Below are 14,403 nucleotides of genomic sequence, written 5' to 3' on the forward strand. Positions count from 1 at the left end.
ATAAATAAAAAAACATTTGTATTTTATCAAAGTTTTATTATACTTGTCAATTTGTGTACATCCTAAAATATAAGCTATTTGTTTACTTCTGTAGAATATATACTTTGTTGTTAGATAAGTTGCACATGTTTATAGAATCTAAATAATAAATTTTTATGTACCGCCCCTCAAAGAGGGGGGAATTTTTTATCGTTGTGGAATATTTAAATACCAACGCTTGTCATGAAAATCTTGTGCTCCACCCTTAGTATTTCCTTCTGGATCGTTTGTCGCACGCATCATGACGTATACTTTCTTATTAGGGAAATCACGCATATTGAAAGATACATGATAGCCAACATTTCCTAAAGTATTATAAGCTTGATTTACGTCTGGTCTATAAATCCCATCAGCTCTTACTCTAGCTAGTTCTTTTCCAGTATTGTAGTCCATAATGAAAATATACTCGTATTTATAATTAGCAATGTGCCATCCAGCTACATGCAAGTTTGCGTTTTCGATTTCTCCGAACTGATCAATGTGGGCGTAATTTGTTCCATCTGTCAGCGTAGAATTTGCAGCACCTGCTCGAGTTGGATCAATTACTGGTTTATCCTCCGAAGTAGTTGGATTATCATCCGTAAAACCATGAGCCAAATCATAGGCTAGTTTTTCTTTACTTACACCCATTTCAGAAAGATAACCGTAAGGATCTGTATGATCGCCCCAAATATTTTGTGTTACCCATAAATGCGATTTGATTCCTGGTTGGTTATAAGGAGTGTCTAATGTTAATGGAATACCATATTTCATTGCTGAATCTCTTGCCAATTCAACGTATACTTTATAGTTCTTTTCAAAAGTTTCTTTATCATGTGTGTGTTGTAACTCGATTTGCACAGGACTATTTGCATTAGCATATGAACCAGCGCCATACTGCACATAACCAAGTTGTCCAACTTGGTAAACAATTCCGCCGTCTCCCACAATGTAAGCAGTGTAAGCACTAGTCCATGAACGTTGCATATACTGTGCTTCATTGCGTCCTGTTGCTGTTTCGTTAGCTGTTTCATGCAGTAAAATATACTGATTATTCGCTACTTGAGAGCTACCTTCATTTACACCTAAATTAAATTCATTGTTAATCGTATAGGCAAACCCATTAATTGGCAATAAAAAAAGAGCCATTATTAGGCTCAATGATAAAATGATTTTCTTCTTCATTTTTTTCCTCCTATTTTTTTAAGTTATATGCAGACACACCAGTGATAACACCTAAAAACGTCGTTACTGCATTGATAGTCAGAACTGTCATATCTGGTTCCATTCCATCCATATGCTTTGCCTAGTGTTGCAACTAATACAGATGTAGCCGGAAGTACCGTAAGTACCGCCCACTTAATGATTTGATAATATTTATCAGGTAAGATCATCTTTATTCATCTTCTTTCTATTTTTATCGAGATGTTTCCCTAAATAAAGTTTTAATTTGTTGTGTGTGTTCTACCAATTTTTCTGCATGTGTATCTAATCTTTCATCGTGTTTCTTTAGTTCTTCATGAATCATCAATCGATCTGATTTGCTCGATTCTAAATCTTTTGTTAATAGTTCCAAGTTGTAACTCACTTGTGATAGTGTTTTCGTAATTTTTGTAAATGATGCAACAATCGGTCTAATTACTAATAAAATCAAAGAAACGATAGCGGTTATTGATCCTGCTATCGCTCCCCATTCCCCTAAATTAATCATATTGCAACTCCTTGTATCAAAACTAAAAGCACATCAATTAAGATGCACTCTCTTCATTGTTAATAATTTTTTCTGCTTCTTCGTCTGTAATGCATAGCGGAACGAACTGTAGAACTTGATCGTCAGTAAAACAGCCCCAATCATACATCATTTTCACATCGCTAAAACTAAACATACTACTCACCTCCCTTTGAAGCTGGATTTAATTGCTCTTTAATTTCTGCAATATCCTTGCTGTTTTGAATCGAAGCAAGCATCATTTTTGAATTGATTTGTGCTAAACTATCAGCTTTTTCTTTTAATGCAGTGTTTTCCTGTTTAATTGCTACATCATTTAGCATGAGTTTGGCATTGAGCTGTTTTAGATTGCCGTTCTCGTTTTCCAGTGCCTCGTACACTGCTTCAAGATTATTTAGCTTATTGTGATCCAATACATTCGTCAAAACAATCCATCGGTTTTCTTGCGGATCAAATAATTGATCATTAATTGTTAAAGGCTCCCCATCTGAACGAATTCCTTCTAATGGTGGGACATCAGTAAACGGGACAGTCATAACCATATCATCTAACACTTTTCCGACATATTCCCCACCAGGCTTGCCATACTTCCAAATATCTTTCATTTATTTCACTCCTTTAATCTAAGATTCTATTTCCATAATGTGTAGCGTATTGATCTGTGCAAAATCTACTGTCTTTGATTCCTCTCCTTCATACGCAATACTAAACATAGAACCAGCTTTAGCTTCAAATATTCGAGAGAAATGAATCCCATGTTTCCATTGAAGAACATTAGTTGAGTCGCCTGTTCCACCAGCATATCCAATTTGGTTTGTTTCCTCATCATCTCTATAAAAAATTAGATATGCATATTTTCCACTACTTGATCCCCCAAATTGCAATCTAGCCAATCCTTCAATCAATAACGTACAATCTCGGACTACTTCAGCTTCCCATCTTCCTGAATTCCATACTAATGGTGACTCTCTCATTGCTCTGTTTTGTTGTTTACCAATAGTTGCAATTTCATCTCCAATAACTAATCTTGCTTTGTTCGGTATCTTTGTTAACTCTTTACCAGTTCCATACCAGGCTTCAAATGGAAGTGCGTTATCAACCAAGACTGGTATTTGGTTTACCATGGGCGTTTCTAAAAAGTTCTTAGTTCCATCTACAGATTGTGGTTCGGTTAAGCTCACAGAATCATTCAAGCCTTTTTCAGTATATTCAGGTGTGACATCCCAACTGTAATCATTGGGATTGTTGCTGTCTTTCAATCCTTCACCGAAGTATTTATACTCACTAATATTCGGGGTTCGAGTATTGCCTTTTTCGATCTTGAGCCAGTCGATTTGACATGCGCCAGGATTATCTGTTGGGGTTTGATTTATGGCAGCTATTCTAGGGTCAGCAGCTACTTTATCTACTGTAACAGTTAATGACCACACATCTGTGACTCCTTCCACAGGTGACAAATTACCATACCCAGCAATGCCTGGGTTAAATAATCTAAAATTTTTATCCGCTGGTTTAGTACCCTTAAGCGTTACAGTGTAAGTTTCTCCCACAACAAAAGGCTCTGTCATAGTACCAGTATATATTTCTGCACCACTAGACTTGACTGGAAATTTAACTGTAGGGTCAGCAATATCCTCACCCAAAGCCACCTTACTCAAATAATACGGTGCATCGAGTAGATTTGGCTGGTATGGCGTGGCTGTTGAGCCTTCTTCGATTTTGATGTTATAGCCTAAATAACCTGTACATGCACCAGCTGAATCATTAAACCACAAAGATATTCTAGACTCTTCTGTAGTCACAAAATTAGCAGCTGTAGTAAACGTAACGCTATAGGTCGTTCTATTGGTACCCACAGGTTTGTTTATAAGCGCCCAAACAGACCTTACTTCTGTTCCCTCTCTTAATCGAATATTACAAGATATCGCGCCAGATGGCACTTCCATATCCGCCCATATATCAACGCTGAGAGAATAAGTTTTGTTTGGTAACAATGTGCGGAGGTTTAATAGTTTTCCAGCCGGAGGCGCATCTGCAGTTCTTGTAACCGCAATGTGGTCTACTCCATCTTTAGCGGTGTAACCAGTTTGAGAGCCATTGTTGTAAAAATCATTAAAACCTACATTAGGCGCAATATTAGGGTTCCCCGAATAATCATAGCCCCCGAAGTCGATGCTGTTGGAGTACGTCTTTTTCAGCTTGCCGAGATCACCGATTTGCTGATTCGTTTGATCGATACGATCATTCGCTTTATCAATATTAGTATTGAGAGTTGCGACATCTTGATTGGCTTTCGTGATTTTGTCGTTTGTGTCTTTCAGTTTCGCATCAATCTGCGTTTCGGATTCCGCAATTTTCTGATCAATCTCTTGCTTTCCATCAGCTAGAATTTTTTCGATTTTATCAATGGTCTGACTGAAACCATTGAAATAATAATCTTCTAGTTCTGGCGTACTATCATCGATTGGACTGCGTTTAATGTCAAAAGTAAAACGACCAGCTGTATCTAACGAGCGGTCGTCTGGGAAATCAATATATACGCTACCTTCTACTTTACCGACATATCCTAAAATATTATCTTCTAATACGATAGATACAATGCCATTCACACGATCTTCAATTGTCGCAAGATAGTCATGTTTTCCATATCCATCTTCTGCTGTTGCAGATTTAAATATCAGACGAATAGGAACCGTAGTTCCTTCTGGTAGGCTCTGAGGAATCCCGTTTTTTCTTACTAACTTCATTCGAAGCTTAGCTGTTCCTCGATCATGCGACCAAAAAACAACATTCGTATCATTAGGCTTAGTTGCTTCTGCTTGGATCACAATAATCGATTCATTCATTTTATAAACCATTAGCTTAACACCTGCCCATTATTGATAATCAATCCTCGACCAATAATTCTATTTTCAGTTGTCGCAAATCCTGCAGCTGGCTTGGCATATCTAGCAGTTGCTGCATCAACGTACACCCCAATGCTATTGCCTGAACCTTTCAAGTCGCCCACGCTAAACTCTGATAGCAAACGAACTTGCACAGCTATGTCTTGATTAATGAATGTTGTTGAACCATACATATTCATCTTAGAAGTCCCACCTACGTATACAGCGTTATATGCCAATGATTTAGTATTCTCCGCAAATTTACACTGACTAATAGCCATATAGCCACTCTGTTCATTGACAATTCCATACTGTCTTCCTTGAAAAAGTGGAGAATTTGCAGTGTCAACGATCTGCATTCCAACGATTTGACAATAGCCAGTACATGTTGCGAACATAATACTTCTAACTTTTACTGGACAATCAGACACTTGTGGGTCTAATGTGCTGGTATCATTTAAAGGACGTATGACAAATGTTCTAAATGTTAATCCATTGACATATACATCTTCCAAATACACCCCATCGCTAATCCAGATGGTGACAGATGATGTTGTAATTAGCGGAACTGAATTGACTGCAGTTTGAATCGTGAGAAATGGTTTCTCTTGAGATCCATCTCCAGTCTGGTCGTTTCCATCTTTTGAAACATAAATATTGATGGGCTCGTTATACCCTCCAATGATTTGTTGGACTGCTTTGTTTAATTGCTCCACTTGTGCTTTTTGACTAGCGGCATTTGTAATTAATTCGCTAATTTGTTCATCTGTCAGTTTTTCATGTTCTACCAATCTGCCGTGTAACGTAGGAAAGGTTTCTCCTCTATTGTTTACCCGTGCATCCACTACTTCGTTTGGAGAATCCCCGCCCGAGTTGATTACGAGATTATCAATACGACTGTTCGTTGATTTGTCTTGATCAGACAATTTCTTTTCAAGATCATTGAGGTAGTCAATGTTTTTATTAAATTTCTCTTTCCATTCCGTAGAGATACGGTTACTGATTAATTTTAATAACCCCATCAAATCACTCCTTTCTGTGCCATTTCAGCGAGTATCGACGTCATTGTTTTCTTTGTGTTGCTCAATGTGATTTCTGGTGGCTTATTTGGTATTGCTGGATACGTCTTGATTCCTACCACTTGAATGTACGTATTGATATTTAAAGGTTCATAAATGAATGGAACGTGATCGCCTTTGTTGGGACTGATTTTCCATTTCAAGGTTACGGATCCCGAAATACTTGGATAGTCTTGCAAGTCTGTCTTTAACCGTTCGAGCATGTTCCCTGATACGGTATACCGTTCGTCTTTAACAGGATCTTGTATCCTGATTCCCCACTTCTGTGATTCAGGGCTTGTGTAAGTGATGGGAGTAAATACATAGTCACTATCTTTAGGATCCTCAGTATTTGCACCATCCTTCAATTTTCCATAGCCTTTGATTTGTGTTTTTAGACTGTACGTATCAATATCGAATGACACTTCATCTGTATTGTATTTATAGCGAATCTGTTCTTCCGTCCGCTGGCCGTACTCACTGGCAGGATAGAAAGTTAGATGTTTATTATTCGGAATCACGACTGCATTATAGTCAGACAGAATCTCATTGATCAGCTTCAAGTAATTCGCATTACCAAAGTTTTCTTGTTCGACTGTAAGGAATTTCTTGTTTGGATCAATGACTTCCCATGAAAAGCCACGACTACCTGCACTAAATACATGAGTGAGTAACTGACTAATAGATCTCGACCCTGTCACTGTGTTGTACTGATAGCCATCTTGAACGGTGTAATAGATATGTGTCGCAACTACTTGTTTCGTCAGCAACTGTCCAAGTGCTTTGCTAGTCATTTCTTTGATCACAAATTCCTGTCCGTTGTAGAAAACAGAAGACTCGTATTCGACTAAATCAAATACTTCTTGATTCAACGAATTGTCGGTAATGGTAAAGCCAATCTCCCACGTTTCATTTTGTTGCCAGTTTTCATAAAAAGAACCCTTGTCATAACCGACAAGGATTTCTTCTTTGGTTTGTTCATAATTTCGAATAATTAAATCAGTCACTCAATCACCTACTTATATAAGAAACGGAAATCCCATGAAGATTTCACACGAGTAATATTTTGGATCACGATTTCATTAACACCCTCAACCAAATTAATCAGACCGTGATTCGTATTGATTCCGCAACTTACACCGTTCAATTTTGGGTATACACCATCCAAAACTAATGTCTGGCCAAGATTCGTAGAAAGTGTTGGATAGTAAACAAATCGATCACCAGTCGTTTTATTAAAGATCGTTACATTACCTTCTGATTCTCCTTCTAATGTGATCCGTAGATAATGTTCACGTGGATCAACCTCGAAGCTTCCGGCGTTGTAAATAATAAAGTTACTTGTCGTGTGTGTGTAACTATAATCTTCCGCAACTAGTCCTTGCGAGAACTGCCATTCTTCCTCTAGGTTAAAATCAGACAAAGTAGTGGCGATGGATTCAGAACATCCACTAATAGCTTCCAGTTTTACAGTATATCTTGTATAAAGTACACCTTTTCTTTCATCGTCAATAGAGTCATAAACCACTCGATATTTTTTACCTGGCTCTTTGCTGTAAATTAGATAAAATTCTGGTTCTCTAGTAAATAATTCGCGGAGTTCCGTCTTTTGTAAAACTAAGTCAAACATCGATTGCTCTCTACTTCGAATGTCAAATGATAGAGTAATAGGAAAAGCGTCAAACGAGCTGTTCGAAAGACGCTTCCCATTCGTACCAGAAAATTCAACAAACTCATTTTTTGCCACTGGCATACCTATATTAATGTCAATCAATCTCAGATAAGAATTATTTGTCAATTCGATAACTTCATCAGAAAATGCAAGATATACACGAGTTTTCTCATTCATTAAACTATCCTCCTCTCATGTACGATCTACGATTCAATACTTTTCCAAAAAGTTGATCCATATTGTCGCCTACTAAAGTTCCATCTAAATAACTTGAGACCCGTACCGGCTGTTTTGCAATTACTTGTGCAAGCTTTTCAACATCAAATTGCTTCTGATTGTTGTAGGTATTATTAACTATCTGTGATCCAACAGATGCCATCCGCATCCTCGAAGTGCCAAGAGCTGATTCTGGCGTGATAGAATTCATCAAGCCATTAGAAAGCTTATTCATTGCTGAATATGCAGATTTCGCATCTGCTTCTATACCTACAGCTATTCCTTGAGGGATGAACTTACCAACGTAATCTCTCATCCAACGTGATGGAGAATGAATTCCAAGCGCGCCAGTTATTTTGTCTTTAATGTTTCCAGCTACTTCAGAAATTTTAGAAGCAACTGCTCCAACCATTGAACCGATACCGTTAATTAATCCTTGTATGATGTTTGAACCAATTTCAAATAAATCAATCCCACTCAAAGTATCTATTATAGAGTTTCCTATATTAGATACTGCACTGGTTACTGACCCTATCACACTAAGAATCCCAGAAACTAAGTTTCTAATTAAATTGGCTCCAGCATTCACCATTTGTCCAAGAAACTGAGCTATAGTACTCAATAATCCAGTAATTAATCTCGCTCCAGCTGATAATAATTGTCCCAATAAGCTCAAGATTCCTCTAATAAGTGCGTTGATCAATTGAACACCAGCTGATAAAAGTTGTGGTATAGCACTTACTAAAGCTTTGAACAAAGCAGCCATTAATTGAATAGCAGCTGATACTAATTGAGGAAGTACTGAGATCACTCCATCTACCAACGCAACAATCAATTTAATACCCGCTGATATCAATTGAGGCAATGTACTAATCAACGCATTAACTAGGGCAATAGTGATTTGAATTGCCGCTGCAACCAACTGTGGTAATATCGAGATTATTCCTTGTATTAATGCTAATAACAGCTGAATGCCAGCAGCAATAATTTGCGGAAGCGCACTGATTAATGCACTAATCAAAGCCATTGTGATTTGGATAGCAGCATTTATTAACAACGGAAGAATAGAAGTTATGCCTCCGATAAGCGCCATTAACATTTGTATTCCTGCAGAAATTAATGTCGGTAAAGCTTCAATAATTGTTGTTAGCAAAGTAGTAACGATAACGGTAGATGCTTCAACAAGTTGAGGCAATGCAGTTATTATCGCATTCACGAGAGAAGTGATGATTTGTAATCCAACTTCTAAAAGCATAGGTAGTACTGTTAAGAACCCATCAATCAGTGTATTAATAATCTGAATGACAACTTCAATTATCGTAGGTAGTGCTGCTACGATCCCTTGAATAAGCATAGTTAACAAATTTGTGCCAACTTCAATAATTTTTGGTAGAAGCTCAGCAAAAGCAGAAATGAGTTTTGTAATTATCTCTGTTGCAGCCAACAGCAGTGCGGGAAGTGCTAATGAAATGCCTTGTACAATAGTAGTTATTATTTTCGTGGCTATTTCAATCAATTTAGGCAAATAAGTAACAATTGCATCCGTCAATGTTTGAATAAGCTGTATAGCTATCTCTGTTAGTTGCGGTAACATTTCAACTATTTTGTCGACAATACTTGTAATCACAGAAGTAATACTTTCGATAATTTGCGGGAGATATTGAGAGATAGAATCTGCCACGTTGCTAATTGTTTCACTTAATTGATCAAACACTTTTGTGATTCCATCTGCACTAAAATCGCCAGTTTTAGCCCACGCAGATATAAATGAAATAATTAAAGAAACTGCTAATCCGAATGGACCAGTAAGCCCTAGTGCTGCTATTGCTACTTTAGTCAAAATGCCGATAACTAGAGAAACTGCTCCGCCGACTTTACCAAAAGCTCCTCCAAATTTTTCCAGCAGATTACCTGCCAATTCTATACCAGAAGAAAAAATCCCTGACAATACAGAGCCTATTTGCGAAAGAGTAGAGCCAAATCTTTCTATGCCAGAAGAAACAATTCTTTTTACTGCATCAACAAAATTAAAAAAAGCTGGTACCGCTACTGAAGCAATTGCTGATCCGACTTCGACAACTTTTTGAAATCCTTTAACAAGATAGTTTCCTACTGTATCAGCTACTTTTTGAAGTGTAGGTAATATAGAAATAAAGACTCCTTTTAGATATTCAAATGACTTAATCAGTCCAGATTTTACAACTTCAATAGTTTTATTTATGCCATTTCGAAACGTTTCACTTGTTTTATAAAAATAGATGAAAGCTGCAACTGCTGCTCCTATAACACCTGAAAGTAGTTGAAATACCGTCAGACCAGCTGGAATAATAGCAGATAACAATGCGTAAGCTGTTCCAGATACTCCAAACATGCTGACCATACTACCTAGGGCCGTTATCACTCCATAGATTTTTCCTACAAAACTTATTAATGTACCTAGAGCTAATGCTGTTTTGAAGCCTACACACGCTCCAGTGGCTGCAATAAAAGCTGGAGCTAACAATTCCACAATGTCTAATAGGCCTTTAAAAGCAGAAATCATATCATCAGTATTATCTATCAATATGTCCATTACTTTTGACATTTCTTCAAATGATTCATTAATAATAGATTTCATACTATCAATATTTTGAGCAATCGTTTTACCAGTAAGTTTTTGCACCAGTTCATCAAACTTAGTAATAAGATTAGCTACACCTTTAGAAACAGCATTACTTAGATTTCCGAATGAAGTAGCGATCCCCAGCGAATTCTCCTTTGCCAAGGTTGCCAACATTCCTGTTCCAGTTCCTAGCTCAATCAGTTTATCTTGGAATTGATCAAATGTTACTGTTCCTTCTTTAAGCGCATTATAGAGATCTCTTTGAGCTGATTTCCCAACAAATCCCATTGCTTCAGCTGTTTTTTGCAAAGCAAGGGGCATGGTTTCTTGTAAAGTTTTCCAGCTCTCTAAGTCGACTTGCCCAGTTGAAAGCATCTGGTTATACTGTTGCATACCTCGACTGGCATCTTCTGTTGAAGCGCCAGACGCAAGAAATGCATTGTTTAATGCTAAAACAGTGTCCGTGGATCTATCTAAATCTCCAGTGATTGCTGTCATTTGTTGTGTACTTGCTACAACATCATCTAATTTAGTTGGCAAACCATCAATTCCATCGGATAATTTGTTAATGGATCTCTGAGAGTCCTCTGCACTAAAACCTAAAGCTTTCATTACTTTAGGGAATTTTTGCATAGTATCGAAACGGCTAATTGCGGAATCTAGCGAATTCTTTAAAACATTAAAAGCAGCCGCCGCAACTTTAACGAGGCCTAAGGAAACAACCAAATTTTTAATTGAGGCTCCTGCTTTATTACTCTTACCTTCTAACTGATCAAGACCCTTGTTAAGTATGGTAACGCCTTTGCCATCCACATCAACTTCTATCTCTACTCTTCCATCAGCCATCGTCTTCACCTACCTCCGAATCAGGCAATGCATATTTTTGTTGTAGCTTTCTCATGCGTTCTTTTTCTTTAGCTGATTCTCCTTTGCTCGGTTCCCATGTCCTAATCTGGATGATTCGAGCAAGAATGGTGTCGTCTGGCAAACTCTCAAGCAATGCTTGGAATTCCTCCCACATCATCCGTCCTTGCTCTTCAAATAGATTGATGCCAATTTGTCTGAACGATGCATAGATGTATTTAGCATCATGAACTAGGCTGATGGTCTTTTTTTCTTTAACTGCATTAGGCATAGGATTGCCTAAACGATCAGTTTCAACACCATCACTATCTCCTACAGAAATATAATTTTCTAAAATGTAGTTAAATAATAAAAACTGTTGTTCAGACGAGCCTTGAAAAATTTTTTCAAAGTCACTGATCAACAGTTCTAAACACATATTCACTTTTTCTTCTGGAAATAAATCACTATCTTCCAAAATATCAAAAACATCTAGTACATTATCAAATGTTAAATCGATAGGTAATTCTATACCATCAACCTCTATCGAAGTGACTAACGGGTCATTTAACCGCATTTAATCACCTACTTCTTTTTCTTATTTTTCAATAAATCAGCTTTCTTCTTAGAAAGAGTATCTTTACGTTTCAAAGCTTCTTTTTCAATTGCTTCCGCAACTTCAAAAGAAATCGGATCAAACAAGTCTATTAATTGCTCAACATCACGATAAACAGAATAAATTTTTTCAAATGATCCTTCACCAAGCAACGAATCATATTCTGCTTTAGCTAGATTTTTCGTTAGATCAATAATCTTAATAGCATCTTCTTTTTCTGGTTGTTCGATATTCTTGATCTGTTTAAGTTGTTGCTTAAGTTCCTTAACCTGTTCCTCAAATTCAGCTTGAGTATCAAAAAAACGTGTCAGTTCTTCTGGAGTAGTACCGAAAAAGAACTCTACTTCTCCAATATTGATAGGAAAACCTTTTTTCTCTATTTGAAATGATAATTTGTTAGTCATGTTATCCTCCTAAAAAAGCTGCCCAGACGGACAGCTCGACTTATTTTTTGATTAATACTACTGGTCTGGACCAAGCAGAACCTAAGAATTCACCATCATGCAGATAGCGTGCTTTCTCGATATCATTAGCCCCTTGGCCAACCTCGTTGTAAGTTTGGATGTAGAAACGGATTTCATCGCCAGCTTCTAGATGTGGCATATCTGCTGCTGATAACGTCCAAGAATTTGTTTCCGTATATCCCATTTTGTTGGCATCGTGCGGATCTGTTTGATTTGCATCGGTATAGTGTGGAATATAAGATTTTGCTTTGGGCACTGCATCCCAAGAAAGAGAAACTGACCCATCAGCATTCAAAACCCCAGTTACGTTCTGGGGTGCATTAGGGTGTAACAGGGACATCTTCTCCTTCTGGTGTGCTATCAAATGCGATACCGCATGAGAAATCACCGTATGCAGTAGCATCGCCGACTTGAGCAACTGGCTCTGTTACTGTTGCTTTACCAATACGTTGTTTTTTACCAGATGCAGATACTACTTTGAACCACACTTTCCGAGCATCTCCTGATTTTCCAATCATGCCCTCAATAGCCGCCATCGCAGCATCATCTTCATCGTATAAACCTGTAAATGAATAACCTAACTGATGAGAAGTAACGTCTGTCTCCCCTTCGCCGTTCCCATCATAGTAGCCAGTAGTTTCAGATTCTTCGTTCGAATTATCATCAACGTTGGAAATCCACTTTGCTAACTCCAACCAGCCGTCTTCGCTTGGTGTATCAGCATTAGTAGTTGTAATTAATTGAATAAAATAGCTTTGTAAGGCATTTTTGCGTCTCATTTATTTTCCCCCTCAAATGTGGTTAATTTTGTTTGAAAATCTAATAAAAAAACGAACCAACCTTGTTCATCAGCATCATTGATGAAAGGTTTGCTCGTTATAGTTAAATTGTTAAATTCAAATGATTTATTAGAACTAGTAACATCTTCTACACGTTCTAACATATCTGAGATAAGCCAAAGTGTTTGTTCAACTTTAGAACCGTCTTTTGACTTCATCGCAATTTCAAAATTTAGTTGTACATCTTTAATACCGTCATAGTATTCCACAAGGTTTTGCCCGCCTGGTAATGGATAAATTACTAAGCTTTCTTCAGCAGAAAGATATCCTTTTTTTATTTTTAATGGCAGTTCTGGAATACTATTAATCTTATCTTTTATCCGATCGATAAAATCCATTATTGGATACCAGCTCCTTTCAGATACGCTTTTTTCCAAGAAGGCATATACAGTGATTTTGCTTTAAGATCCCATCTTGGACCTGTTCCTGGAGTAGTATATTTTTTTCCATTTAGATAGAACTGTCTCCTTGCGTATTTCGTTTCATACAGAATAGCGCTGCCGTCACTTTTGATATGCGCACTTTGGCGAAGGATATTATTCTTTTTAGGTACAAATGAGTTCATGTCAGCCATTGCTTGGTTGGCTAATGCGTATCTCCCTCGCTTCATAGCCTGTGGGCTGACTTTAGCTCTAACTCCATCAAGATTAACTTTAATACCCATCAAATCACCTCTAATTCGTATGAATAGATAGCATCTGAATACGCTTCTGTAATCGTATCGATTTTAGTGATGACATGTTCTTTACCATCATAAATAACTAATGATTGTTCTTTGAAATTCGGTAAAGGGATAGTTAAAGTGTTATAACAAAAAATTACTGCATTATAGAGCAACTGCTTGCCACTTGGCGAAAAAGAATACTGACTTCCTCTGTCAATCCGACAATTTTCTATAGTTACATAATCTCCATAAATAGGTTGGTTATAGTCTCCTTCTCCTAAATATTCTCGATAAATAAAAGAATCCACTAGAAATTGTACTGGAGGTTTTGGCATTACCATGATGGCACACCTCGATATAACAAACCCGTTCCTTCTAAATAAATATAGATATCCTCAGCAACAAGTGATTTACTCTCATTTTTTCCTGAAGGATTATATCTACTAGAGTTTGAAATACTCGTTCTACCAGCAGAAAAGCTTTGTGGTGTATTATTGATACTTTCATAAGTATCTGCTCCAACCTCATCGAAATATATAATTTCTGAACATAGAGCTAGCTTAAATTGTTTTACACGAAAACCAATTGGATCTTCCTCAATTTTATTAAATTGATAAAAATAGTTAGTGATGCTATCTAGAACAGCAGTTGCTTTTGACAAATGCTTTTCGAAAGCAGCTTTAAAATCATCTGTTTTTCCAGTAAGATCTTTGAATTCTTCAAATTCAATATAAGGCATATAATATCCCTCCTTATTAAAAGAAGAGGGAGCTATGCCCCTCCTCCTGCTTCTGTTT

Annotated in this window: 17 protein-coding genes and 1 pseudogene; all 18 read right to left on the bottom strand. The window is 37.2% G+C overall.

What is annotated here, in order from left to right; all coding sequences use genetic code 11:
* Window positions 1-186: 186 nt before the first annotated feature.
* On the bottom strand, window positions 187-1,203 hold the full coding sequence (locus ESP02_RS11415) for an N-acetylmuramoyl-L-alanine amidase (RefSeq protein ID WP_002308842.1): 1,017 nt from the start codon (window positions 1,201-1,203) through the stop codon (window positions 187-189).
* A gap of 10 nt (window positions 1,204-1,213) precedes the next feature.
* Window positions 1,214-1,412: pseudogene (locus ESP02_RS11420) on the bottom strand (phage holin).
* Between the two features lie 23 nt (window positions 1,413-1,435).
* Entirely contained in the window at window positions 1,436-1,729 is a 294-nt protein-coding gene (locus ESP02_RS11425) for a hypothetical protein (RefSeq protein WP_002308840.1), read from the bottom strand.
* Window positions 1,730-1,766: 37 nt separating this feature from the next.
* The gene (locus tag ESP02_RS11430) at window positions 1,767-1,904 is read right to left on the bottom strand and encodes an XkdX family protein (protein ID WP_002334791.1); all 138 of its coding nucleotides are present in this window, start codon (window positions 1,902-1,904) and stop codon (window positions 1,767-1,769) included.
* A 1-nt stretch (window position 1,905) separates the two neighbouring features.
* Window positions 1,906-2,352: a hypothetical protein gene (locus tag ESP02_RS11435; RefSeq protein WP_038398712.1), complete on the bottom strand. Its 447-nt coding sequence runs from the start codon at window positions 2,350-2,352 to the stop codon at window positions 1,906-1,908.
* Between the two features lie 18 nt (window positions 2,353-2,370).
* The gene (locus ESP02_RS11440; RefSeq protein ID WP_038398711.1) at window positions 2,371-4,605 is read right to left on the bottom strand and encodes a BppU family phage baseplate upper protein; all 2,235 of its coding nucleotides are present in this window, start codon (window positions 4,603-4,605) and stop codon (window positions 2,371-2,373) included.
* The gene (locus ESP02_RS11445; RefSeq protein ID WP_002313625.1) at window positions 4,605-5,654 is read right to left on the bottom strand and encodes a hypothetical protein; all 1,050 of its coding nucleotides are present in this window, start codon (window positions 5,652-5,654) and stop codon (window positions 4,605-4,607) included. The genes ESP02_RS11440 and ESP02_RS11445 overlap by 1 nt, the downstream gene beginning before the upstream one ends.
* The gene (locus ESP02_RS11450; protein ID WP_038398710.1) at window positions 5,654-6,697 is read right to left on the bottom strand and encodes a phage tail protein; all 1,044 of its coding nucleotides are present in this window, start codon (window positions 6,695-6,697) and stop codon (window positions 5,654-5,656) included. Before ESP02_RS11450 ends, ESP02_RS11445 begins: the two co-directional genes overlap by 1 nt.
* An 8-nt stretch (window positions 6,698-6,705) precedes the next feature.
* A complete protein-coding gene (locus ESP02_RS11455; RefSeq protein WP_038398708.1) occupies window positions 6,706-7,539 on the bottom strand; it encodes a phage tail family protein in 834 nt (277 codons plus the stop codon).
* A gap of 4 nt (window positions 7,540-7,543) precedes the next feature.
* Entirely contained in the window at window positions 7,544-11,026 is a 3,483-nt protein-coding gene (locus ESP02_RS11460; RefSeq protein WP_038398707.1) for a tape measure protein, read from the bottom strand.
* Window positions 11,019-11,600 carry a Gp15 family bacteriophage protein gene (locus ESP02_RS11465; RefSeq protein WP_002326214.1) on the bottom strand — a complete coding sequence of 194 codons (582 nt, stop codon included), beginning with the start codon at window positions 11,598-11,600 and terminating at the stop codon, window positions 11,019-11,021. The genes ESP02_RS11460 and ESP02_RS11465 overlap by 8 nt, the downstream gene beginning before the upstream one ends.
* A gap of 8 nt (window positions 11,601-11,608) precedes the next feature.
* Complete coding sequence (locus ESP02_RS11470) at window positions 11,609-12,043, bottom strand: hypothetical protein (protein ID WP_038398705.1); 435 nt, start codon at window positions 12,041-12,043, stop codon at window positions 11,609-11,611.
* A 40-nt stretch (window positions 12,044-12,083) separates the two neighbouring features.
* Window positions 12,084-12,443, bottom strand: coding sequence for a fibronectin type III domain-containing protein (locus ESP02_RS11475; protein ID WP_010732318.1), 360 nt, complete (start codon window positions 12,441-12,443; stop codon window positions 12,084-12,086).
* The gene (locus ESP02_RS11480; RefSeq protein ID WP_038398703.1) at window positions 12,424-12,882 is read right to left on the bottom strand and encodes a phage tail tube protein; all 459 of its coding nucleotides are present in this window, start codon (window positions 12,880-12,882) and stop codon (window positions 12,424-12,426) included. Before ESP02_RS11480 ends, ESP02_RS11475 begins: the two co-directional genes overlap by 20 nt.
* Window positions 12,879-13,280, bottom strand: coding sequence for a minor capsid protein (locus tag ESP02_RS11485; protein WP_038398701.1), 402 nt, complete (start codon window positions 13,278-13,280; stop codon window positions 12,879-12,881). Before ESP02_RS11485 ends, ESP02_RS11480 begins: the two co-directional genes overlap by 4 nt.
* Complete coding sequence (locus tag ESP02_RS11490) at window positions 13,280-13,606, bottom strand: minor capsid protein (RefSeq protein WP_038398699.1); 327 nt, start codon at window positions 13,604-13,606, stop codon at window positions 13,280-13,282. The genes ESP02_RS11485 and ESP02_RS11490 overlap by 1 nt, the downstream gene beginning before the upstream one ends.
* Window positions 13,606-13,947 carry a putative minor capsid protein gene (locus ESP02_RS11495; RefSeq protein WP_038398697.1) on the bottom strand — a complete coding sequence of 114 codons (342 nt, stop codon included), beginning with the start codon at window positions 13,945-13,947 and terminating at the stop codon, window positions 13,606-13,608. The genes ESP02_RS11490 and ESP02_RS11495 overlap by 1 nt, the downstream gene beginning before the upstream one ends.
* Complete coding sequence (locus ESP02_RS11500) at window positions 13,941-14,345, bottom strand: hypothetical protein (protein WP_038398695.1); 405 nt, start codon at window positions 14,343-14,345, stop codon at window positions 13,941-13,943. Before ESP02_RS11500 ends, ESP02_RS11495 begins: the two co-directional genes overlap by 7 nt.
* Window positions 14,346-14,403 lie beyond the last annotated feature (58 nt).

Origin of the sequence: Enterococcus sp. NBRC 3427 (genome assembly GCF_007996925.1) — a bacterium.
GTDB classification, from domain to species: domain Bacteria; phylum Bacillota; class Bacilli; order Lactobacillales; family Enterococcaceae; genus Enterococcus_B; species Enterococcus_B lactis.

Excerpts from the sequence above, each read along its gene's own strand:
- ESP02_RS11415 (WP_002308842.1), bottom strand. The coding sequence starts at position 1,203 with ATGAAGAAGAAAATCATTTTATCATTGAGCCTAATAATGGCTCTTTTT.
- ESP02_RS11425 (WP_002308840.1), bottom strand. The coding sequence starts at position 1,729 with ATGATTAATTTAGGGGAATGGGGAGCGATAGCAGGATCAATAACCGCT.
- ESP02_RS11430 (WP_002334791.1), bottom strand. The coding sequence starts at position 1,904 with ATGTTTAGTTTTAGCGATGTGAAAATGATGTATGATTGGGGCTGTTTT.
- ESP02_RS11435 (WP_038398712.1), bottom strand. The coding sequence starts at position 2,352 with ATGAAAGATATTTGGAAGTATGGCAAGCCTGGTGGGGAATATGTCGGA.
- ESP02_RS11440 (WP_038398711.1), bottom strand. The coding sequence starts at position 4,605 with ATGGTTTATAAAATGAATGAATCGATTATTGTGATCCAAGCAGAAGCA.
- ESP02_RS11445 (WP_002313625.1), bottom strand. The coding sequence starts at position 5,654 with ATGGGGTTATTAAAATTAATCAGTAACCGTATCTCTACGGAATGGAAA.
- ESP02_RS11455 (WP_038398708.1), bottom strand. The coding sequence starts at position 7,539 with ATGAATGAGAAAACTCGTGTATATCTTGCATTTTCTGATGAAGTTATC.
- ESP02_RS11460 (WP_038398707.1), bottom strand. The coding sequence starts at position 11,026 with ATGGCTGATGGAAGAGTAGAGATAGAAGTTGATGTGGATGGCAAAGGC.
- ESP02_RS11465 (WP_002326214.1), bottom strand. The coding sequence starts at position 11,600 with ATGCGGTTAAATGACCCGTTAGTCACTTCGATAGAGGTTGATGGTATA.
- ESP02_RS11470 (WP_038398705.1), bottom strand. The coding sequence starts at position 12,043 with ATGACTAACAAATTATCATTTCAAATAGAGAAAAAAGGTTTTCCTATC.
- ESP02_RS11475 (WP_010732318.1), bottom strand. The coding sequence starts at position 12,443 with ATGTCCCTGTTACACCCTAATGCACCCCAGAACGTAACTGGGGTTTTG.
- ESP02_RS11480 (WP_038398703.1), bottom strand. The coding sequence starts at position 12,882 with ATGAGACGCAAAAATGCCTTACAAAGCTATTTTATTCAATTAATTACA.
- ESP02_RS11485 (WP_038398701.1), bottom strand. The coding sequence starts at position 13,280 with ATGGATTTTATCGATCGGATAAAAGATAAGATTAATAGTATTCCAGAA.
- ESP02_RS11490 (WP_038398699.1), bottom strand. The coding sequence starts at position 13,606 with ATGGGTATTAAAGTTAATCTTGATGGAGTTAGAGCTAAAGTCAGCCCA.
- ESP02_RS11495 (WP_038398697.1), bottom strand. The coding sequence starts at position 13,947 with ATGGTAATGCCAAAACCTCCAGTACAATTTCTAGTGGATTCTTTTATT.
- ESP02_RS11500 (WP_038398695.1), bottom strand. The coding sequence starts at position 14,345 with ATGCCTTATATTGAATTTGAAGAATTCAAAGATCTTACTGGAAAAACA.